Genomic DNA, 18866 nt, shown 5'->3' with positions numbered 1-18866 from the left:
GCGTTCAGTGAGTCAGCGTATTGTGGTGGATCTGGCCATTTCCGCCCTTGATTACCAGTACTATTACAGCGGTCGTATCCGGCAGGTGGTGGCGCACACGGCGGATGGCCGCACGGTACGCTTTCCGGCCAATATTCTGCAGAAAGTGGTCGGCCACGATGGTGTTTACGGCCGCTTTGCCATTGAGTTTGACGATCAGGGCCGCTTTCAGCGCATTGTCCGGCTGCCTTAGTGTTTACGGCCCGGCTGACATATAATGCCGGCGTTTATTTTTCCACTGAGGTCCGATATGGATTGGTACAGCCTGAGCCGCGCCCTGTTATTCCGTCTGAACGGTGAAACGTCCCATGAACTGGGGCTGGATATGCTGGGTGCCAGCGAACGGCTGGGCTTGCTGAAACATCTGGTGGCGCCGGTACCGGCGCTGCCGGTAACTGTGGCGGGTATTACCTTTCCCAATCCGGTCGGGCTGGCAGCGGGGCTGGATAAAAACGGCGATTTCATCGACGCCTTTGCCCGCCTGGGTTTTGGTTTTATTGAAATTGGCACGGTCACCCCGCGGCCGCAGCCGGGTAACCCCAAGCCGCGCCTGTTCCGCATTCCCGAGCGTCAGGCCATTATCAACCGCATGGGTTTCAATAACAAAGGTGTGGACCATCTGGTCGAGCGCGTTAAAGCCGCCCGTTACCGGGGTGTGCTGGGCATTAATATCGGCAAAAATTTTGATACCGCGGTGGAAGATGCCACCAGCGATTATCTGATCTGCCTGAACAAGGTGTATGAACACGCCACCTACATTACGGTGAATATTTCTTCGCCCAACACCCCCGGTCTGCGCACCCTGCAATTCGGTGAGTCGCTGCAGCAGCTGCTGGCGCCGATCAAAGCCCGCCAGCTGGAGCTGGCCGAGCAGTTTGGCTACAAGCCGGTGTTTGTGAAAATCGCCCCGGATATGACCGAAGAAGAAGTCGGTCTGGTGGCTGAAACCCTGATCAACAGCGGCATTGATGGCGTGATTGCCACCAACACCACCCTGTCTCGTGAGGGCGTTGAAGGCTTGCGTTTCGGTAACGAAACCGGTGGCTTAAGCGGCGCGCCGCTGGAAGACCTGGCTACCGAAACCATCAGCGCACTGTGCAAAGCACTGGACGGTAAACTGCCGGTGATTGGCGTCGGTGGCATTATTGATGGTGAAGGTGCGGCCGATAAAATCCGCGCCGGCGCCCAGCTGGTACAGATTTATTCCGGTTTTATTTACCGGGGTCCGGAACTGATCGCCGAAGCCGTGGATGCCATTGCTGCGCTGGAAGCGTCGGTAAATCACTGAACGCCAGAGCGCCAGGCAAAAAAAAGGCCCTGCAGTTGCAGGGCCTGGGCTTCCCGGGGCGGGAAGCAGGGGTTAACAGGCGTCAGCCTGCATCAGACAGCGATTTTGTGAACGCCAGAAACGCCGGTGTATCCATCCCAGTGGTCGGCACGTCCTTCACGCCAGCCGGCTAACCAGGCGTCGCGAACCGGTCCAACGGGGGGGGCAAGATCTTTTGAACGGCGCTCAACGCCCGCGCGGTACCCTCGTGCAAAAGCTCTTTCCTGCATGTCGCGTTTCTGTTTTTTCATAGAAAGCTTCCTCGCTTGGTAATTAGCTTGCCGGCCAGATCAGAGTCAGAATTTCCGGCCGCACTGGTGTTGTATCAAAGGGGTGCGCCCTGTGTTAACGATTAATTACTTCTAAGTGACAGTTTTTTTACTGCCAACCGCTATTTGACGAAACAGGTTCTATGACCATGCAAAATCACTCTGCCGCCGCACAATTCACCTGGCTGGCCGCCTGCCCGAAAGGCATCGAGCCCCTGCTGGCTGATGAAATCAGACACTTAGGTGGCGAAGTTGAACGCGAAACTCATCTCGGGGTGATCTGGCGCGGCGACTTAACCCTGGCTTACCGCTTTTGTTTGTGGAGCCGGTTGGCCAGCCGGTTGCTGCTGCCGCTGCATGAAAGTCAGGTAGACAATATCGACGCCCTGTATGAGGCGGCCCGTTCGGTCGATTGGCCGGCGGTGTTTGCACTGAAATCAACCTTCCGCATCGATTTTCATGGTCGTACCGATTATCTGAACAACACTCAGTTTGGCGCGCAGAAGGTCAAAGACGCCATTGTCGATGTGTTCCGCGAGGAAACCGGCGGTCGCCCATCGGTGGATAAAAACGGCGATGTGCGCATTGAAGCTCAGCTGCGCAAAGGCAAACTGCACCTGTATTACAACTTCAGCGGTGACAGTCTGCACCGCCGGGGTTACCGCCTGCAGCCGGGTAAAGCGCCGCTGAAAGAAAACCTGGCCGCGGCCATTCTGATCCGTGCCGGCTGGCCGGCGCTGGCGGCAGAAGGTAAGCATCTGATCGACCCGATGTGCGGTTCCGGCACCTTATTAATGGAAGCCGGCATGATGGCAGCCGATATCGCGCCGGGCCTGAACCGTCAGCAGTGGGGCTTTGACAGCTGGCTGGGGCATCAGCGTCCACGCTGGCTGGCCGAGGTGGATGCCGCCCGCGAGCGTCGCGCCGCTGGCCTGAACAATCTGCGCAGCCGTCTGTACGGTTTTGATATTGATCCCGAGCAGCTGAATGCCGCCACCAACAACCTGGCCCGCTCGGCGCTGGCCGGACGCATTCATTTTGAACGCCGGGATATTGCCCAGCTGCGGGTCAGCAGTGAAGTGGCCGAGCAGGGTGGCTTAGTGGTCTGTAACCCGCCGTACGGCGAGCGTTTAAGCGAACTGCCGCAACTGGCGCCGCTGTACCAGCATTTTCATGATGCCACCATGAAACTGCCCGACTGGTCGCTGGCGGTGTTTACCGGCAACGTCGATCTGGCGCGCAGCATCCGCCGGCCGATGTTCAAACAATACAACTTTATGAATGGCCCCATCGCCACCAAACTGCTGGTATTCGGTGCCGCCGATGAGCGTTCGGCGCAGCCGCAGGCATCGCTGATCCGCGGGCCGGTGGAAGCCTTTGCCAACCGGCTGGGTAAAAACCTGAAGCAACTGCGCAAATGGGCGGCGCGGGAAAACGTGCATTGCTACCGCCTGTACGATGCCGACCTGCCGGAATATGCGGTCGCCATTGACCAGTACGAAGACTGGCTGCACGTGCAGGAATATGTGCCACCCAAATCCATCGATGAAGCCAAGGCCGAACGCCGGTTGCTGGATGTGCTGGCGGTCTTGCCGGAAGTCACCGGTATTCCGGCTCAGAAAATTGTACTGAAACGCCGTGAGCGCCAGACCGGTAAGCGTCAGTATGAAAAGCAGAGCACCGAGAAAGTCTTTATGCCGGTGCGTGAAGGCCAGGTACAGCTGTTGGTGAACCTGAAGGATTATCTGGATACCGGCCTGTTTCTGGATCATCGCCCGACGCGGCTGGAAATCGCCAGCCTGGCCAAGGGCAAACGCTTCCTGAATTTATTCTGTTACACCGCCAGCGCCAGTGTGCATGCGGCGGTCGCCGGTGCCCATTGCACCAGCGTCGATATGTCGCGCACTTACCTGAATTGGGGCCGGGATAATTTCAGCCTGAATACGCTGAACCCGGATGAACACGAGTTTATTCAGGCCGATTGTCTGCAGTGGCTGCGCGATTGTCGTGACCGCTACGACCTGATTTTTATGGACCCGCCGACCTTCTCCAACTCCAAACGCATGGAAGGGGTACTGGATATTCAGCGTGACCATGTGCAGCTGGTTGAACAGGCGATGCGCTGTCTGAACCCGGGCGGGCTGCTGATTTTTTCCAACAATCTGCGCAAATTTGAACTCGACCGGGATGCACTGGCTGGGTTGGATATCCGCGATGTCAGTGCTAAGTCAGTGCCGTTTGATTACGAGCGGCGCAGCAATATTCACCATTGCTTTCATATTCGTCACGGCGGCTGAGGCAGTGGTTAGGCCCGGCTTCAGCCGGGCGTGGATAAGGAAACCGGAGGGGTTTTAATGCCGTGACTGATGGCGTAAAGCACTGGCACCACTCCCAGAGTGAGGATGGTGGCAAAGCCCAGGCCGGCGCTGATGACCACCGCCATGGCGCTGAAGAACGGATCAAACAGCAGCGGCAGCATGCCCAGAATAATGAGCCGACAAATTCACCGGTGGAATCCGGTGACAGCCCAATCGGGGCAAACGCCGTAATGGCAATAACTGTCGCGCCCAATAATGGCCACTGGGTTTGTTTCACAATTTCGTAGGCGGCGCGCGTGCGGGATAAACCCCGCTGCAAGCCCACCATAATGCCTTCGGTAATCACCAGAGCGTTATCCACCAGCATCCCCAGCGCAATGATCAGGGCGCCCAGGGAAATGCGCTGCAATTCAATGCCCAGCATGCGCATGGCAATAAAGGTACCGAACACCGTCAGCAGCAGAATAATGCCAATAATGACGCCGGCGCGCAGGCCCATAAAGACCAGCAATACCGCAATAACAATAATTACCGACGCCAGCAGGTTCAGCACAAAGCCGGTGGAGGAAGCATCCACTTCGGCCGGCTGGTCGTACAATGTGTGCAGTTCAATGCCCAGCGGCCGGTTGGCATCCAGCAGCACCAGCTGGGCGCGCACCTGTTCACCCACGGCCACCACATTGACGCCTTTATTAAAGGCAATGCCCAGCCGTAAAGAGGGGGTGCCGCGGAAGTGGGTAAGGTGGGAAGGGACTTCGGCAATGCCTTCGCTGATGTGGGCCAGATCCCGCAGATAGATAAGTTTATCGGAACCGCTGGGGCTAACGCGCAGATCGCCCAGCTCCTGTACGCTGCGGAATTCGCCGGTCGGGTGAATGCGGATATAGTCGTCGCCAATGCGGATATGGCCGGCATTCTGTACCGTATTCTGGGTTTGCAGCAGTTGTACCAGCCGGCTGAGCGGAATGCCGAGGTTGGTCATGCGCTCGCGGGAAATATCAATAAATACCTGTTCTTTCTGGGTGCCGGTAATTTCTACCTTGGCCACACCGTTTAAGGTGGATAATTCGCGCTTCAGGTAATCGGCATAATCGCTTAATTCCTGGTAAGAATAATCCGGCCCGGTAATGGCCAGCAGCACACCGTACACATCCCCGAAATCATCCATTACCAGCGGTGTGGTTGCTCCCGGCGGCAGTGATGAGGTTTTATCCAGCACTTTGCGGCGCAGTTCGTCCCATATTTGCGGTAATTCATGGGATTGGTAGGTGGGTTTAATCACCAGATGAATCTGCGAAAAGCCGGCTTTGGAAATAGAATCCACATGCTTCAGATAGGGCAGCGCCTGAATGGCATTTTCCAGAGGTGCGGTCACTTCTTCTTCTACCTGAAGTGCGCTGGCACCGGGGTAGTGGGTAATGACCATGGCTTCTTTAATGGTGAACTGCGGGTCTTCCAGCCGCCCCAGCCCAGATAACTGCTGATACCGCCGACCAGCAAAATCAGCACCAGCATCCAGCTGGTGGTGCTGTGTTTAATAAAATAGGTAGCGGCGTTTTGTGGTTGCTGCATGGTTACAGCCCCCGCTCTTTAACCCAGGGGCGGATCTTCATACCGGCCCAGGCCTGATGCACGCCAGCGGCCAGAATGGTTTCCCCCGGTTGCAGACCCGCACGGATCTCCAGGCCTTCGGACGTGAGCTGGCCGAGCGTGACTTCACGCGGGCTGAGCGTCATATCGGCATTCACCAGCCATACCATGCCAGTGCTGCTGCCACTGAGTTGGTCGCCGCTTTGCAGTACTGCCTGCGGTGGAATCAATAACGGTGGCGTTTGCTGGCTTAATACCTGCTGCAGGTCAACGTGCACACTGGCGTTCATGCCTGGTAATACGTTTAAGCCGGCCGGGCGGGCCATGGCCAGGGTAACGGTGAAACTGCCGGTTTGTGGGTCGGCCTGGGCGGTGTGCTCTTTGTAGGCGGCGTGAAAACGCTGGCCGGGCAGGGCTTCAAATTCGACTTCTGGCTGGTATTGGTTACTGGCACTGCTGAGCAGGTGGGCCATTAAGTTTTCCGGCACCTGTACCCGCACTTCCAGCTGATCGGCGGCCTGCAGCATGACCAGGGTTTTACCCGCGGCCACCGGCTGATGGTTATCGGCATAGACTTCGGCAACGACGCCGGCAAAGGGCGCGCGCAGTTCGGTATAAGACAATTCAGTACGGGCGGTGGCCATGGCTAACCGGGCTGATCTGATGGAGCTTGGCCGGATAGGCAGCTACCGGAGCAGCGGGTTCAGCGTTGTCGCTGCAGCCTGGCAACAAGGCCAGCAGGGGAATGGCGAACACGAACAGATGGCGTGCAGATAACATGTTGCCTCCGGGGAAAAACACTAGGGCCGATAATTCTAAAATGAGATGACGGCCTATGGCAGGCATTTATTACGTCAGCCGCGTAATAAAATGTAGCCAACCACTCAGGCGGTTTGCATCTCATCATCCTGGCTGGCCTGGCAAGGCGGGTTGCCGGCCGGAATATGGTCAGAGAAAAAGGCGCTGATTTCATCGCAGCGGCTCATGGCATCGTTGTAACCCAGATCAATCAGGGCGCGGCAGAAACCTTGAGAAAACAACAGATAACTTAAAATACCGCTGCCGTTGCGGCTGGCGTTACCACTGCCGCCCAGAGCCAGTTTCAGTGCCCAGGGAATTTCGTCGGCGTGCTGGCCGGCCAGTTCATCAATGGAAACGCTGGGGTTAATTTCCAGCAACTCGATCTGTTTCAGTTCCATCCCTTCTTTTTTACGCACCGATTCGGGAATTTTTTCAACCGTGCGGTTAATACGGCTGAGGCGCTCCACATCGGTTTCCATGCTGTCGAGGAAGGCGGCATTCAGCATATGGCCCATCACTTTGGCGGGTGACGGATAGCCGGGGCTGGTGGGGCGTTCTTTGCGTTTGTGTGCCAGACCACTGACGCCGATCACCAGAATTTTTTCGGCGCCCAGATGCAGCGCCGGGCTTAAGGGGGCCAGCTGGCGTACGGCGCCATCGGCAAAGTATTCGCGGTGAATTTTGACCGCTGGGAAAATCATCGGAATGGCCGAGGAGGCGAGCAGGTGGTCCAGGGTAATGCGGCTGCGCAAACCGACGCGGCGGCGGCGGTCCCAGTTATTGATGCTGTAATGACCCTGAAAAAAACTGACCGATTCGCCGCTTTCCAGCCCGGAGCAGTTTACCGCTACGGCATGCAGGGCGCCGGCGTCAATGGCGTTCTGGATACCATCAAATTTAATGACGTCGTTCAGCAGTCCGCGCAGCGGGCTGTTATCCAGCAGCGAGACCGGATCGTTCTTGTAACCCCGGCCAATAATCAGGCTGCGGGTCAGTTTGGCCAGTGAACGGGATACGCCCCAGAAATCGGTGCGGTAGACATGGTCGCAGCTGAAATTCATCCAGATGCGTTCCAGGTGCTTGATACCAATGCGGTAATTGTCGGCATAGCTGGCCAGTGCCACGCCATTAATAGCGCCGGCGGAAGTGCCGGAAATAATATCGAAGGGGTTGTAATGCCCCTTGGGCAGAATTTTATTAATGGCTTTGAGAACGCCTACCTGATAGGCCGCCCGGGCCCCGCCGCCGGACAGAATCAGCCCGGTTTTTTTTATCGTCATGTTCCATATCTCAGCCGGATTATGCGCCGAGTATAGTGCATAATGCGCCTTTCTGAGACTACTGGAGCGATGCATGTTTACCGGTATTGTGCAAACCAAACTGCCCGTAACCCGGGTCGAACGACAGACCGATTTTGCTACTTTAATTCTGACCTTTCCGCCGGCGTTGCTGGAAGGTTTACAGATCGGTGCGTCGGTGGCGATTAACGGTACCTGCTTAACGGTGCGCACGATTAATGCTGCTGAAGTCAGCTTTGATGCCATTGCGCAAACCCTGAAGGTCACCAATCTGGGCAACCTGCAGGCTGGTACAGTGGTGAATATTGAACGGGCGGCGCGTTTCGGCGATGAGATCGGCGGCCATGTGTTGTCGGGCCATATTATGGATCAGGTGACCGTGCTGGACGTGCAGGACAGCGCCCATAACCGGGTGGTCTGGATGCAGCGACCGGCGCATCTGGCGGCGTTTTTGCTGGATAAAGGCTATGTGGCTTTAAACGGCTGCAGCCTGACCATTGCCGAGGTACAGGATGACCGCTTTGCGGTGTATCTGATACCGGAAACCCGGGACGTGACCACCTTTGGTGAGGTACAGCCCGGCGATCGTATTAATCTGGAAGTGGACGCGCAGACACAGGCGGTGGTGGAGACCGTGCGGCGGTTACTGGCTGACCCGCAACTGCTGGCGCAGTTGCGCGGTTAAAGCAATACACAGGGAGTGGCCGCGGTTAACGCCGGCCACCCTGCTTACCGGCTTTTCAGATAACGGATAATATCGGCCGATTCATACAGCCAGGTTTCTTTGCCGTTGTCGTCGGTAATCAGCAGGCAGGGCACGGTGGTACGGCCGGTGGCCTGCGCCTGTTGTTTGGCCCAGTCACGGTTCTGCATCACATTGCGTTTTTCTACCGGCACCTTCAGGTCGGGTAAAACGGCCAGCACGCGCTGACAGAATGGGCAGGTGTCGTAGTAATGCAGAGCGTATTTCATGCCTTTCCCCTTGATATATAACGGTTGAATGCCGGATGGATTATACCCAACAAATTGTACTTTTTCTGATTGCCGTGATCGCCAACTGGTTTTCGGCGCTGGCCGGCGGTGGGGCCGGGCTGATTCAGCTACCGATTCTGATTTTTCTTGGCCTGCCGTTTCCGCTGGCGCTGGCCACCCATAAAGTGGCCACGGTGGCGCTGGGCGTGGGCGCCACGTTAAGACACCTGCGGGAAAAACATCTGGATCTGGCGGTGTTGTTGCTGATTGTCGGTGCCGGTGTGCCTGGGGTGATTGCCGGTGTGCATTTTATTCTCGATGTGCCGGAACGGCAGGCAGAAATTGCGCTGGGTTTACTGACGCTGGCACTGGCGCTGTATTCCGCCGTGAAGCCGCAGCTGGGGCTGGTGGCGTTACCGCAACACCGACATTGGCGTGGCTATGCTCTGGGCGCGCTGGTGCTGTTGCTGATTGGCTTTACCAATGGCGCGCTGTCCGCCGGCAGTGGCTTGTTTGTTACCTTATGGCTGGTGTACTGGTTTGGCTTTGATTACAAAACCGCCGTGGCGCAAACCCTGGTGGCGGTGGGCTTAGGCTGGAACGGCAGTGGCGCCGTGGCCATGAGTCTGGCCGCTCCGGTGCAGTGGAGCTGGATTCCGGCGCTGGTGCTGGGTTCGTTGCTGGGCGGCTATTTAGGCGCCCACAGTTCCATTCTGGCCGGTAACAACGCCATTAAGCGGCTGTTCGAGCTGGTGACCCTGGTGGTCGGCCTGAAATTGCTGTGGGGCTGACATTATTCTGCTTTTTGCCGTGCCAGCGCATTCTTGGTTAAACGCGTGGCTTCGGCACTGAGCGGGTCTTCCGGCCACGGGTGTTTGGGGTAACGGCCGCGCATATCTTTGCGTACCTCGGCGTAAGTATGACGCCAGAAGTGCGGTAAATCAGCGGTTACCTGCAACGGCCGGCGCGCCGGTGACAGCAGATGAATCAGCAGCGGCAGTTTGCCGCGCAACACCGTCGGCTGGCCTTCATAGCCGAACATTTCCTGCAGTTTTACCGCCAGCACAGGCGGTTGCTGGTCATAATCCAGTGCCACCGCCGAACCACTGGGTACGGTGAAGGTGGTGGGCAGCAGGGCATTTAATTGCTGCTGTTGTTCCCAGTTGAGGAGGCTGAGCAAGGCGGCCTGGGTGTCGGTTTTATCCAGATCGCGGCGATGGCGGGCGCTGATTAAAAACGGCAATAACCAGTCGGACAGCCGCTTGAGCAAGGCGTCATCACTGACATCCGGCCAATCCTGGCCTTCGTATTGATGCGCCAGCGCCAGTCGCGCGCGCAGTTGCCGGGCGTCCTCCGGCCAGGGCAGGCAGCCCAGCCCCTGTTGCTGCACATAGTCGGCCCAGGCCTGTTGCCAGTCATCGGCGCTTAATTGCGGCAGTGCTGCGCTGCTGAGGCTGATGCGGCCCAATTGCCGATGACGGCGGGCCACAAACTGGCCGTTATCCTGAAAACCGATTTCCGTACGCTGGTGGAATAATTGCGGTGCCAGGCTTTGCAACGCCGTGAGGGCGTGGTCGCTTAATTCGGCCGCAAGCCGGATGCGGGTGCTGTGGCCGATGGAAAAGTCGGCGCAGGCCAACCAGTTAGCATTCAGTAAATCCGACTGCGGCAATAATTCCGCACCGCGGCCATTGCTGAGCAAAAAGCGCTCGCTGTTATCGCGCCGTTTGGCAATGCGGTCGGGGAAGGCCAGCGCCAGCAATAACGCCGGAATATCGTCGGGCTGAAGGCGGGTGGCCGGCACGGCGGGCGTGGTGGTTTGCAGGGTTTGCCATAAGCGCTGCGCCAGCGGGGCTACCCGTTGTTGCCACACACCGCGGTTCTGCTGCGCGCGGCGGAACAGACGTATTATATCGTCGGTGTCACGGCGGCTGGCTGGCCATTCCTGCACCAGTGCTACCCAGTCACAGGCCGGTTTCCCGTGCTGTAAGGCGTGCAGACACAGCAGTGCATGGGCCCAGCGCGGCTCAATACCCAAGGCGGCACAGGCGCGGCCATGCTCATTCAGTGCCAGCGTATCCGGCTGTAATAAACCTAACTGCAGCAACAGATCCTGCGCCTGTTGCAGGGCGGCCGCCGGCGGTGGGGTGAGCCAGAATAATTCGCCGGGTTCGGCGCCCCATTGTTTTAATTCCAGCACTAAGGGCGCTAAATCGGCATCCAGAATTTCCGCGCGGATATGCGCATCCAGCCGTTCGTGCGTACTTTCCGGCCACAGCCGGTAGCAGACGCCGGGGCCCTGACGGCCGGCGCGGCCGGCCCTCTGAGTGGCCGAGGCGCGGGAAATAGGGCGGGTTTTTAATTCGTTCAGGCCGCTTCCGACATGAAACACATTGCGCCGTTCCAGCCCGCTGTCGACCACCACCCGCACGCCATCAATGGTGAGCGAGCTTTCGGCAATATTGGTGGCCAGAATCACTTTGCGCTGATCTGCTGGCGCAGACGTCAGTGCGGCTTTTTGTTCGGCATCGTTGAGCTGCCCGTGTAAGGGCAATACCTGAATGCTGGCGGGCAGGTCGCTTAATAATGCCGCGACCAAAGTGATTTCCCGCACACCGGGTAAAAAGACCAGCACATCACCGTCGTGCTTTAAGGCCTCACGCACGGTGCGGGCGCAATGGTCGGTAATCTTCGTATTGCGGTTGGGCAGCGGCCGGTACTGCACATCCACAGGAAAACTGCGGCCTTCACTCACCAATAACGGCGCCTGCAGGGCGTCGGTAAGCGCCTGTTCATCGAGCGTGGCCGACATAATTAACAGGCGTAAATCATCGCGTAACAGCTGTTGGCACTGATGCGCCAGGGCCAGCGCCAGATCGGAGTTCAGATTGCGTTCGTGAAATTCATCAAAAATCACCAGCCCCACGCCGGTCAGTTCCGGGTCGGACTGCAGCATGCGGGTGAGGATGCCTTCGGTAACGACTTCTATCCGGGTAGCCGGACCCACACAGGTTTCCAGGCGGATGCGGTAACCCACGGTTTGTCCTGCGGCTTCACCCAGTTGCCGGGCCATAAAACGGGCGGCATTGCGGGCGGCTAACCGGCGTGGCTCCAGCATAATAATGCGCTGTCCGGCCAGCCAGGGCTCATTCAGTAACGCCAGCGGCACGCGGGTGGTTTTACCGGCCCCCGGCGCCGCACTCAGCAGCACCGTGTTGGATTGCTGCAGGGCGCTGCGCAGATCCGGGATAACCTGATCCACAGGCAATGAAGAGACAATCACAGGTTCAGACTCTGATTCAGACAGGGGTTCATACAAAGGGCACCGGCATAACAGGCAGCAACACAACCGACAAAAACAACAGGCCGCTATGGTAGCATGATGGGCAAATACCGTTGACGGACAACGCGTTTATGCCAGAGAAAACCGATACCACCGTGGTGGACTTCACCCGCGCCGCCGGTAAGCACCGGCATCAGCGCCTGAATGATGAAAAAGACGCCAAAGCCGAGGCTATGCGCCAGCGCTTTGCCGCTGCGTTGCCGGATAAAGCTCGGCCGGTAAATGATTATCTGAACAAAAAGCGGGCGAAGAAAAAACGCTGACCTTGCCAGGATGCGCTGTTGGATTTTTGGGGCCAGTGATTTCTGTCAATCTCATCGAGGAGTAGTTTAATGAATTCAGCTATGCGTTTGTTAGGTTATGCCGGTCTTATTCCCTTTATTGTGCTGGCATTATTTCCCGGTTGGATTGCCCCGTATTTATCGCAGCCACCGGTGCCCCTGTTTTTAACGTACAGCGTTATTATTCTGGGTTTTATGGCCGGGGTGTTATGGCCGGTATTGTACTGCGCCGAGCGTTCGTTATTGCTGGCGCTGGCAGCTGACCGCCGCAGTGGTGTTTTGCCATCCGACGTGGCAATTTGAATGTTATCCGCATCCGTCCCTGATTGAGTGTTTTGGTTTGCCGGAACGCTTGCTGTATAAAAAAGGCGATGTGGCAGCGAAAAAATCCGGTCAGATTCAGCTCGCCAATTTATTGCGTCAGCTCGAACACTCACCACGCTTACCCTTTGTTATCGGTCCCGAATGGGCTGAATTGCTGGATGCTGAACGCATTCAGGGGTTACGGGGTAAGGCGCTGAAAAGCAATGAGGACGCGCTGGATGCCCTGGTGTGTCTGTATATTGCGGCTTTGTATGCGCTGGGCAGTAGCGGGCGGTTATACGGGGATACTGAACAGGGTTATATCTGGGTGCCGACCGGATTATGTTGCTGACGGGGTAACCGGCAAAGGGTTGTGTCGGGCCGGTTCGCGGATATCGTCCGGATAATCCAGCAGGAAATTCAGCAACATGGTTTCGGTCATCGGCCGGGCCAGAAAATAGCCCTGAATGCTGTCACAGGCGCGGGCCCGCAACAGAATTTCATCCGCTTCTTCTTCCACACCTTCGGCAATAATGGTCATGTTCAGACTGTGACCAAGGGTAATAATGGTGTCGACCAGGGCCTGTTTACGGCTATCACTGCTCATCTGATGCACAAAGGAGCGGTCGATTTTTAATTTGTCAGCCGGGAAGGCCGCCAGATAAGACAGCGACGAAAAACCGGTGCCAAAATCATCCAGTGCCACACGGATACCAGCGGCTTGCAGGGTTTGCAGGAAATTCAGGGTTTCCTGTTGGTTACGGATCAGCAGGCTTTCGGTAATTTCCACCATCAGGCTGCCACGGGGTACACCGGCGTCCTGTACTTGCTGGACAATTTTTTGGGCCAGTTCGCGGTCATAAAACTCGGCAGTGGAAATATTAACCGCGACCGACAGCTGAATACCGTATTGCTGCATACGGTTGATCATGGCCAGCGCTTCTTCGCGGACCCAGTGGCCAATTTCACGGATTAACCCGGTTTTTTCTGCCAGCGGAATAAACAAATCCGGCCGCACCAAACCGCGTTGCGGGTTATGCCAGCGGATCAATGCTTCGACGTGAGTAATGTTGCCGCTGTCCAGATGTTTGATCGGCTGGTAATGCAATTCCAGCTGATTGTCGCTGACGGCAAAACGCATTTCCTGATGCAGCATGGCCTGGGTTTCAGCTTCTTCGTGCATGGCCGGGGTAAAGAATGCAAAGCCATCGCGGCCGGCATTTTTGGCGGAATACAGTGCCTGTTCAGCTGCTTTCAGCAGCCCTTCCAGCGTATTGCCATCTTCCGGAAAACGACTGATGCCCAGACTGGATGACATTTTTAAATCACGCATCTGGCGGATGCAGAGGCTTTCACCCACGGTGCCGTGCAGGCGGATTGCAATGTTTTCCAGTGCCTCGCGGTCGTGGGTGCCGGCAATGAGGAAGCCGAATTCATCCCCTCCCAGCCGGGCGACGGTATCTTTACTGCCGATGGCGTTTTGCAACCGGGCGCCAATTTTGGCCAGCAGTTCATCGCCGGCATCGTGGCCCATGGTGTCGTTAATTTCTTTGAAATAATCCAGATCCATCAGCATCACGCTGAAATGGCAGTCTTTACGCCGGCATTGTTCCAGCATCCAGTTCAGGCGGCTGTAAAACAAATTGCGGTTGGGCAGGCTGGTCAGCAGGTCGTAATTGGCCTGGTACTGGATGGTTTCTTCTGAGCGTTTACGATCGGTAATATCGCTGATCAGGCCGATGCAACGCTCAACCTGATTGTGTTCATTGCGTACCGCCGAGAAACACAATTCGGCGTTGAAACGCTCACCGTTGCGGCGTTGTACCGGAATTTCGGTGGTCCAGCTTTTCTGTGCCGGTAAGCGTTGCAGAATGGTGCCGAACTGGCGCAGTAATTTCAGATCCTGCACCAGAATATTGGGTTTTTTACCCAGCAGTTCTTCGGCTTTAAAGCCGGTAATGGCACAGAACGCCGGATTTACGTCCAGCATATTGAAGTCGGCATCGGTAATCATCAGGCCCAGCGGCAGGTGCTGGGTAATGGTTTCTGACAGCACCCGGTGGTTTTCGGCGCGGCGGAATTCAATACTGGCCTGGGCCAGACGGGCTGCCTCGTGAATAAGCAGTAAATCGCGGCCACTGGGAAAGCGTACTTCGCGGTAATACAGACCGAAGGTGCCCAGCACTTTGCCATTGGCATTCATAATGGGTTGTGACCAGCAGGCCCGTAAGCCGGCTTGCTGAGCCAGCCCGCGATAGGGACTCCAGCGCGGGTCGTGCTGAATATCTTCCACAATCACCAGCTGCGCCCGGGCGGCGGCCGTGCCGCAGGAGCCGACGCCATCACGCACGTCAATGCCATCGATAGCACTCAGGAAGTAGTCGGGGAGATCGGTAGAGGCACCAATGTGCAGGTGTTTGCCATCATCGCTGATCAGCATAATGGACGCCGTGCATTCGGGCTGTTTTTCCTGAATCAGCAGCACCAGTTCGTGCAGCAGTGATTCCAGCGGGCGGCCACTGAGCAGCATTTCCAGAAACTGGTTGTAGCGCACTATCGGTAAGTTAGCCGGAATGCTGTTGTCGGCGAAATTCTCGGGCATACCACTGGGTTCAGAAAGTCAGAACCGCAAGTGTAGCTATTGTGAATGAATTTGAAACACCCTGACCTGAATTGTCCAATGCTAAAGACTGGAATGTCCGGTCAGACAGCGGGCTGCCTGACCGGTTGTGGGCCTCCGGATCAGGCGCCGACCAGGGATTGTCCACACACACGGACAATGTTGCCGGTTACCCCGGTGGCCGCCGGGTTGGCAAAGAAGGCGATGGTTTCCGCAACATCCACCGGCTTGCCGCCCTGTGACAGCGAATTCAGACGACGGCCGATTTCACGGGTAACCACCGGAATGGCATCGGTCATGGCGGTTTCAATAAAGCCCGGTGCCACGGCGTTGATGGTAATGCCTTTGGCCAGCAGTTCGTCGGCCATGTACTGCACATAACCAATCACACCGGCTTTGGAGGCTGCGTAGTTGGTCTGGCCGGTCTGGCCGGCAATGCCGTTCATAGAGGATACGCAGATAATACGGCCGCCTTTGTTCAGGGTGCCTTGTTCAAACAACGCATGGTTGATGCGTTCTTCCGCCGCCAGGTTGATGTCGATGGTCATCTGCCACCAGTGTTCCGGCATATTGGCCAGGGTTTTGTCGCGGGTGATACCGGCGTTGTGGACGATGATGTCACCGCCACCCATGGCTTTCAGCTGGTCGGAAATCTGTTGCGGTGCGTCGGCCGCGGAAATATCCCCCAGCAGCACCTCGCCGCCGATCTCCGCCATTACGCGCTTCAGATCCGCTTCGGCCGGCGGAATATCCAGCCCCAGTACTTTGGCGCCATCCCGGGCCAGGGTGCGGGCAATGGCTTCGCCGATGCCGCGCGACGCACCGGTCACCAGCGCCACCTTACCGGCCAGCGGCTGGTGCCAGTCGGGGTAGGCTACCGTGTCGGCTTTACGCACGATGATGACCTGACCATCCACATAACAGGATTTGGCGGAAATAACGAAACGGAAGGCGGCATCCAGATTGGCTTCGGCACCTTCTTCAACGTAAATGGCCTGCGCGGTGGCGCTTTTTTTACCGATTTCTTTGGCCACGGAACGGCTGAAGCCTTCCAGGGCGCGCATGGCTGCGGCCTGCTCGCCACTGGCGGCTTTCAGGTGCGGACGGCCCAGTACCAGCACCCGGCCGTTGCCGGTCAGTTTGCGCAGCACCGGGTTAAAGAAGGTATACAGCTGATTCAGGTCGGTGGCTTCAGCAAAACCCGAAGCATCAAACACCAGGGCATCGAATTTATCGGCCATGTCCGGGTGAATTTCCAGACCAGTGGCTTTAACGCCCGCGGCTTCAGCCGCTTTGACGATCAGGCCGGCGGTGGCAGCAGCGGCCGGATAAAACACCTGCGCGTTGGCGTCTTTCAGGTTGCGCAGCAGAGCCGGCAGCAGGGCTGCCCGGGTACCGGCACCAATTAATACACGGCCTTCAAAATAAGTGGCCTGGCCGGGGTTATAGCGTTTCAGTTCGATGGCTTTAGGCAGCACCGATTTCATCAGACTGCGGCCCACACCACTGTCGAGAATGGATTCAATAAAATTACTCATGAAAAAAGGGTCCTGAAAAACATGGAAATGGCAGATAAGCGCCGAACGGTAGCAGATTAAAGCAACAATCAGAAACCTCTGAATTGACCGTGTCTGCGGTTCAGGGTGTCAGTTAGGCCAATGCGGCCCCGGCGCCAGCGTCTAAACTTCGCTACCCACCGGCCGTGGTTGTTACTGCCGTTTGTATTGTTATTGTTTGCGGATTTTTCAGACAGGAATCAGCTTATGTCCAAACCAAATTCTCCCGCCATCCGCCGCGTGGCGATTATCGGCGGCAATCGTATTCCCTTTGCCCGTTCCAATACGGTGTATTCCTATGCCAGCAATCAGGACATGCTGACCGCAGCGATGAATGGCCTGATTAACCGTTATCACCTGCAGGGCCAGCGTATTGGTGAAGTTATCGCTGGTGCGGTCATCAAGCACAGCCGTGATTTTAACCTGGCGCGCGAAACCGTACTCAGTACCGCCCTTGATCCGCATACGCCGGCGGTGGATATTCAGCAGGCCTGTGGAACGGGTTTGCAGGCCATCATTATGGCCGCCAATAAAATTGCCCTGGGCCAGATCGACAGCGCTATTGCCGGTGGCTCCGATACCACCTCGGATGCGCCGATTGGGGTGAACGAGGGCTTGCGCAAAATTCTGCTGGATATTAACCGTGCCAAAAGCACCGGTGAAAAGCTGAAGTTGCTGGCAAAAATCCGTCCTAAGCATCTGGCCCCGCTGATCCCGCGTAATGGTGAGCCGCGTACCAATATGTCGATGGGTGAACACACCGAACTGACGGTCAAAGAGTGGGGCATCGGCCGCGAAGAGCAGGATGAAATTGCCTTTAACAGCCACACCAATTTGCTGGCCGCGTACGAGCGTGGTTTCTTCGATGACCTCGTTACACCGTTTCTGGGGCTGGATAAAGATAACCTGGCGCGTACGCCAAACCTGGAAAAACTGGCCAGCCTGAAGCCTGCTTTTGATAAGAAATCCGGCCAGGGCACGTTAACGGCTGGTAACTCCTCCGCGCTCACCGATGGTGCATCGGTGGTGCTGCTGGCCTCGGAAGAGTGGGCGCAAGCGCATAATCTGCCGGTGAAAGCCTATCTGAGCTTCCATGAAACTGCCTCGGTGGATTTCTTCGGCAAAGATGGCAAAACCCATAAAGAAGGACTGCTGCTGGCTCCGGCCTATGCCGTACCACGCATGCTGCAACGCGCCGGTTTAACCCTGCAGGATTTTGATTTTTACGAAATTCACGAAGCCTTTGCCGGTGTCGTTGCTTCAACCCTGAAAGCCTGGGAAGACGAGCAATTCTGTAAGGAAAAACTCGGTCTGGATAAAGCCCTGGGCAGCATTGATCGCAGCAAACTGAACGTGAACGGTTCCTCCATTGCCACCGGTCATCCGTTCGCTGCGACCGGGGGCCGCATCGTCGCCAGTCTGGCAAAAATGCTGGAAGAAAAAGGTTCGGGCCGCGGTCTTATTTCCATCTGTGCGGCTGGCGGTCAGGGCGTGGTTGCCATTCTGGAACGCTGACATATTGCGGTAGTGTTTTACTCTCACCACTCTTGAATACCTGTAGGTATTGCCCCCGCCTCGTGCGGGGTTTTTTTTTTCCGCACTTAGCGGCACAATTCCGGCTTAATTGACGGAGCGCATATGAGCAACCCCACCGATCCACTGGAAGAAGTCCGCCAGATGCGGCTGGCCCAGCTGCGTGCCTGTGCCCTGCAACAGGCGCAGAATATTCGCCAATTGCATGAACAGGCTGACAAGCTGGCCGCAGCTCCTGGGCCGGATGGCAATGCGGATACTCCCCCGGACAGGAAGGAAACAATGACGGATATTGTGAATGTTACTCTGGATGCACGCGGCTTATTCTGCCCCGAGCCGGTGATGATGCTGCATAACCAGATCCGCGATATGCAGATTGGTGAGGTGGTGGAAGTGCTGGCCACCGACCCCTCGACCAAGCGGGACTTTCTGAAATTCTGTAATTTTCTGGACCAGGAATTACTTTCCAGTGATGAGCAGGATGGCGTGCTGCGCTTTTTAATCCGCAAGGCCAGTGAGGCCGGTTAATCCGCAAGGTCTGTGAGGGTTGCAGAAAAATGGCCGGATTAAAAAAATAACGGCGCCACTGGCGCCGTTATTCGTTTTATTGGTTTTT

At 56.7% G+C, this 18866-nt stretch carries 20 protein-coding genes; 10 read left to right on the top strand and 10 right to left on the bottom strand.

Going from position 1 to position 18866, the window contains the following annotated elements; all coding sequences use genetic code 11:
- Positions 1-7 precede the first annotated feature (7 nt).
- Both GJQ55_RS08755 and GJQ55_RS08750 read left to right on the top strand, forming a co-directional pair.
- Complete coding sequence (locus tag GJQ55_RS08755) at positions 8-232, top strand: DUF2835 domain-containing protein (protein ID WP_228344593.1); 225 nt, start codon at positions 8-10, stop codon at positions 230-232.
- Between the two features lie 57 nt (positions 233-289).
- On the top strand, positions 290-1327 hold the full coding sequence (locus tag GJQ55_RS08750) for a quinone-dependent dihydroorotate dehydrogenase (protein WP_228344592.1): 1038 nt from the start codon (positions 290-292) through the stop codon (positions 1325-1327).
- Between the two features lie 92 nt (positions 1328-1419).
- Here the strand turns inward: GJQ55_RS08750 and rmf are convergent, their stop codons facing one another.
- Positions 1420-1617 carry a ribosome modulation factor gene (gene rmf, locus GJQ55_RS08745; protein WP_228344591.1) on the bottom strand — a complete coding sequence of 66 codons (198 nt, stop codon included), beginning with the start codon at positions 1615-1617 and terminating at the stop codon, positions 1420-1422.
- Between the two features lie 161 nt (positions 1618-1778).
- Between rmf and rlmKL the strand changes: the two genes are divergently transcribed.
- Positions 1779-3932, top strand: a complete 2154-nt coding sequence (gene rlmKL / locus GJQ55_RS08740; RefSeq protein ID WP_338149178.1) for a bifunctional 23S rRNA (guanine(2069)-N(7))-methyltransferase RlmK/23S rRNA (guanine(2445)-N(2))-methyltransferase RlmL — start codon at positions 1779-1781, stop codon at positions 3930-3932.
- Here rlmKL and GJQ55_RS08735 read toward each other — a convergent pair.
- The 5 genes from GJQ55_RS08735 to GJQ55_RS08715 form a co-directional block, all read right to left on the bottom strand.
- A complete protein-coding gene (locus tag GJQ55_RS08735) occupies positions 3859-5379 on the bottom strand; it encodes an efflux RND transporter permease subunit (protein ID WP_229367414.1) in 1521 nt (506 codons plus the stop codon). The genes rlmKL and GJQ55_RS08735 overlap by 74 nt on opposite strands.
- Positions 5337-5525, bottom strand: a complete 189-nt coding sequence (locus tag GJQ55_RS08730) for a hypothetical protein (protein ID WP_228344590.1) — start codon at positions 5523-5525, stop codon at positions 5337-5339. The genes GJQ55_RS08735 and GJQ55_RS08730 overlap by 43 nt, the downstream gene beginning before the upstream one ends.
- Positions 5526-5527: 2 nt before the next feature.
- Positions 5528-6187 carry an efflux RND transporter periplasmic adaptor subunit gene (locus tag GJQ55_RS08725; RefSeq protein ID WP_229367413.1) on the bottom strand — a complete coding sequence of 220 codons (660 nt, stop codon included), beginning with the start codon at positions 6185-6187 and terminating at the stop codon, positions 5528-5530.
- Positions 6168-6323, bottom strand: a complete 156-nt coding sequence (locus GJQ55_RS08720) for a hypothetical protein (protein WP_228344589.1) — start codon at positions 6321-6323, stop codon at positions 6168-6170. Before GJQ55_RS08720 ends, GJQ55_RS08725 begins: the two co-directional genes overlap by 20 nt.
- A 104-nt stretch (positions 6324-6427) precedes the next feature.
- Positions 6428-7624, bottom strand: a complete 1197-nt coding sequence (locus tag GJQ55_RS08715) for a patatin-like phospholipase family protein (RefSeq protein ID WP_228344588.1) — start codon at positions 7622-7624, stop codon at positions 6428-6430.
- A gap of 73 nt (positions 7625-7697) precedes the next feature.
- Between GJQ55_RS08715 and GJQ55_RS08710 the strand changes: the two genes are divergently transcribed.
- Positions 7698-8327, top strand: coding sequence for a riboflavin synthase subunit alpha (locus GJQ55_RS08710; protein ID WP_228344587.1), 630 nt, complete (start codon positions 7698-7700; stop codon positions 8325-8327).
- A 44-nt stretch (positions 8328-8371) separates the two neighbouring features.
- Here GJQ55_RS08710 and GJQ55_RS08705 read toward each other — a convergent pair whose 3' ends face one another.
- Positions 8372-8614, bottom strand: a complete 243-nt coding sequence (locus GJQ55_RS08705) for a glutaredoxin family protein (protein WP_228344586.1) — start codon at positions 8612-8614, stop codon at positions 8372-8374.
- Between the two features lie 35 nt (positions 8615-8649).
- Between GJQ55_RS08705 and GJQ55_RS08700 the strand changes: the two genes are divergently transcribed.
- The gene (locus GJQ55_RS08700; protein ID WP_228344585.1) at positions 8650-9405 is read left to right on the top strand and encodes a sulfite exporter TauE/SafE family protein; all 756 of its coding nucleotides are present in this window, start codon (positions 8650-8652) and stop codon (positions 9403-9405) included.
- Positions 9406-9407: 2 nt separating this feature from the next.
- On the opposite strand, the gene hrpB is transcribed toward GJQ55_RS08700, so the two are convergent.
- A complete protein-coding gene (gene hrpB / locus GJQ55_RS08695; RefSeq protein ID WP_228344584.1) occupies positions 9408-11876 on the bottom strand; it encodes an ATP-dependent helicase HrpB in 2469 nt (822 codons plus the stop codon).
- A 152-nt stretch (positions 11877-12028) separates the two neighbouring features.
- Between hrpB and GJQ55_RS08690 the strand changes: the two genes are divergently transcribed.
- From GJQ55_RS08690 to GJQ55_RS08680, 3 genes are all read left to right on the top strand, one after another.
- A complete protein-coding gene (locus GJQ55_RS08690) occupies positions 12029-12220 on the top strand; it encodes a tRNA (uracil-5-)-methyltransferase (protein WP_228344583.1) in 192 nt (63 codons plus the stop codon).
- A 69-nt stretch (positions 12221-12289) separates the two neighbouring features.
- Positions 12290-12541: a DUF3429 domain-containing protein gene (locus GJQ55_RS08685; RefSeq protein WP_228344582.1), complete on the top strand. Its 252-nt coding sequence runs from the start codon at positions 12290-12292 to the stop codon at positions 12539-12541.
- Positions 12510-12893, top strand: a complete 384-nt coding sequence (locus tag GJQ55_RS08680; protein WP_338149177.1) for a DUF429 domain-containing protein — start codon at positions 12510-12512, stop codon at positions 12891-12893. The genes GJQ55_RS08685 and GJQ55_RS08680 overlap by 32 nt, the downstream gene beginning before the upstream one ends.
- Here GJQ55_RS08680 and GJQ55_RS08675 read toward each other — a convergent pair.
- A complete protein-coding gene (locus GJQ55_RS08675) occupies positions 12882-15143 on the bottom strand; it encodes a putative bifunctional diguanylate cyclase/phosphodiesterase (RefSeq protein ID WP_228344580.1) in 2262 nt (753 codons plus the stop codon). The genes GJQ55_RS08680 and GJQ55_RS08675 overlap by 12 nt on opposite strands.
- A gap of 140 nt (positions 15144-15283) precedes the next feature.
- Positions 15284-16699, bottom strand: coding sequence for a 3-oxoacyl-ACP reductase (locus GJQ55_RS08670; protein ID WP_228344579.1), 1416 nt, complete (start codon positions 16697-16699; stop codon positions 15284-15286).
- Positions 16700-16924: 225 nt separating this feature from the next.
- Here GJQ55_RS08670 and GJQ55_RS08665 point away from each other — a divergent pair, with 225 nt between their 5' ends.
- Positions 16925-18232 carry an acetyl-CoA C-acetyltransferase gene (locus GJQ55_RS08665; protein ID WP_228344578.1) on the top strand — a complete coding sequence of 436 codons (1308 nt, stop codon included), beginning with the start codon at positions 16925-16927 and terminating at the stop codon, positions 18230-18232.
- Between the two features lie 123 nt (positions 18233-18355).
- The gene (tusA, locus tag GJQ55_RS13420) at positions 18356-18778 is read left to right on the top strand and encodes a sulfurtransferase TusA (protein ID WP_338149176.1); all 423 of its coding nucleotides are present in this window, start codon (positions 18356-18358) and stop codon (positions 18776-18778) included.
- The last annotated feature ends 88 nt before the right edge of the window (positions 18779-18866 follow it).

Origin of the sequence: Venatoribacter cucullus (genome assembly GCF_016132445.1) — a bacterium.
Lineage (GTDB): Bacteria > Pseudomonadota > Gammaproteobacteria > Pseudomonadales > Oceanobacteraceae > Venatoribacter > Venatoribacter cucullus.
The sequence above is the reverse complement of the archived record's forward strand: the minus strand, read 5'-3'. Positions and strand labels throughout refer to the sequence as shown.

Excerpts from the sequence above, each read along its gene's own strand:
- GJQ55_RS08710 (WP_228344587.1), top strand. The coding sequence starts at position 7,698 with ATGTTTACCGGTATTGTGCAAACCAAACTGCCCGTAACCCGGGTCGAA.
- GJQ55_RS08715 (WP_228344588.1), bottom strand. The coding sequence starts at position 7,624 with ATGACGATAAAAAAAACCGGGCTGATTCTGTCCGGCGGCGGGGCCCGG.
- GJQ55_RS08665 (WP_228344578.1), top strand. The coding sequence starts at position 16,925 with ATGTCCAAACCAAATTCTCCCGCCATCCGCCGCGTGGCGATTATCGGC.
- GJQ55_RS08735 (WP_229367414.1), bottom strand. The coding sequence starts at position 5,379 with ATGGTCATTACCCACTACCCCGGTGCCAGCGCACTTCAGGTAGAAGAA.
- GJQ55_RS08720 (WP_228344589.1), bottom strand. The coding sequence starts at position 6,323 with ATGTTATCTGCACGCCATCTGTTCGTGTTCGCCATTCCCCTGCTGGCC.
- tusA (WP_338149176.1), top strand. The coding sequence starts at position 18,356 with ATGAGCAACCCCACCGATCCACTGGAAGAAGTCCGCCAGATGCGGCTG.
- GJQ55_RS08730 (WP_228344590.1), bottom strand. The coding sequence starts at position 5,525 with ATGCAGCAACCACAAAACGCCGCTACCTATTTTATTAAACACAGCACC.
- GJQ55_RS08690 (WP_228344583.1), top strand. The coding sequence starts at position 12,029 with ATGCCAGAGAAAACCGATACCACCGTGGTGGACTTCACCCGCGCCGCC.
- rlmKL (WP_338149178.1), top strand. The coding sequence starts at position 1,779 with ATGACCATGCAAAATCACTCTGCCGCCGCACAATTCACCTGGCTGGCC.
- rmf (WP_228344591.1), bottom strand. The coding sequence starts at position 1,617 with ATGAAAAAACAGAAACGCGACATGCAGGAAAGAGCTTTTGCACGAGGG.
- GJQ55_RS08750 (WP_228344592.1), top strand. The coding sequence starts at position 290 with ATGGATTGGTACAGCCTGAGCCGCGCCCTGTTATTCCGTCTGAACGGT.
- GJQ55_RS08725 (WP_229367413.1), bottom strand. The coding sequence starts at position 6,187 with ATGGCCACCGCCCGTACTGAATTGTCTTATACCGAACTGCGCGCGCCC.
- GJQ55_RS08675 (WP_228344580.1), bottom strand. The coding sequence starts at position 15,143 with ATGCCCGAGAATTTCGCCGACAACAGCATTCCGGCTAACTTACCGATA.
- GJQ55_RS08685 (WP_228344582.1), top strand. The coding sequence starts at position 12,290 with ATGAATTCAGCTATGCGTTTGTTAGGTTATGCCGGTCTTATTCCCTTT.
- GJQ55_RS08705 (WP_228344586.1), bottom strand. The coding sequence starts at position 8,614 with ATGAAATACGCTCTGCATTACTACGACACCTGCCCATTCTGTCAGCGC.
- GJQ55_RS08700 (WP_228344585.1), top strand. The coding sequence starts at position 8,650 with ATGGATTATACCCAACAAATTGTACTTTTTCTGATTGCCGTGATCGCC.
- GJQ55_RS08670 (WP_228344579.1), bottom strand. The coding sequence starts at position 16,699 with ATGAGTAATTTTATTGAATCCATTCTCGACAGTGGTGTGGGCCGCAGT.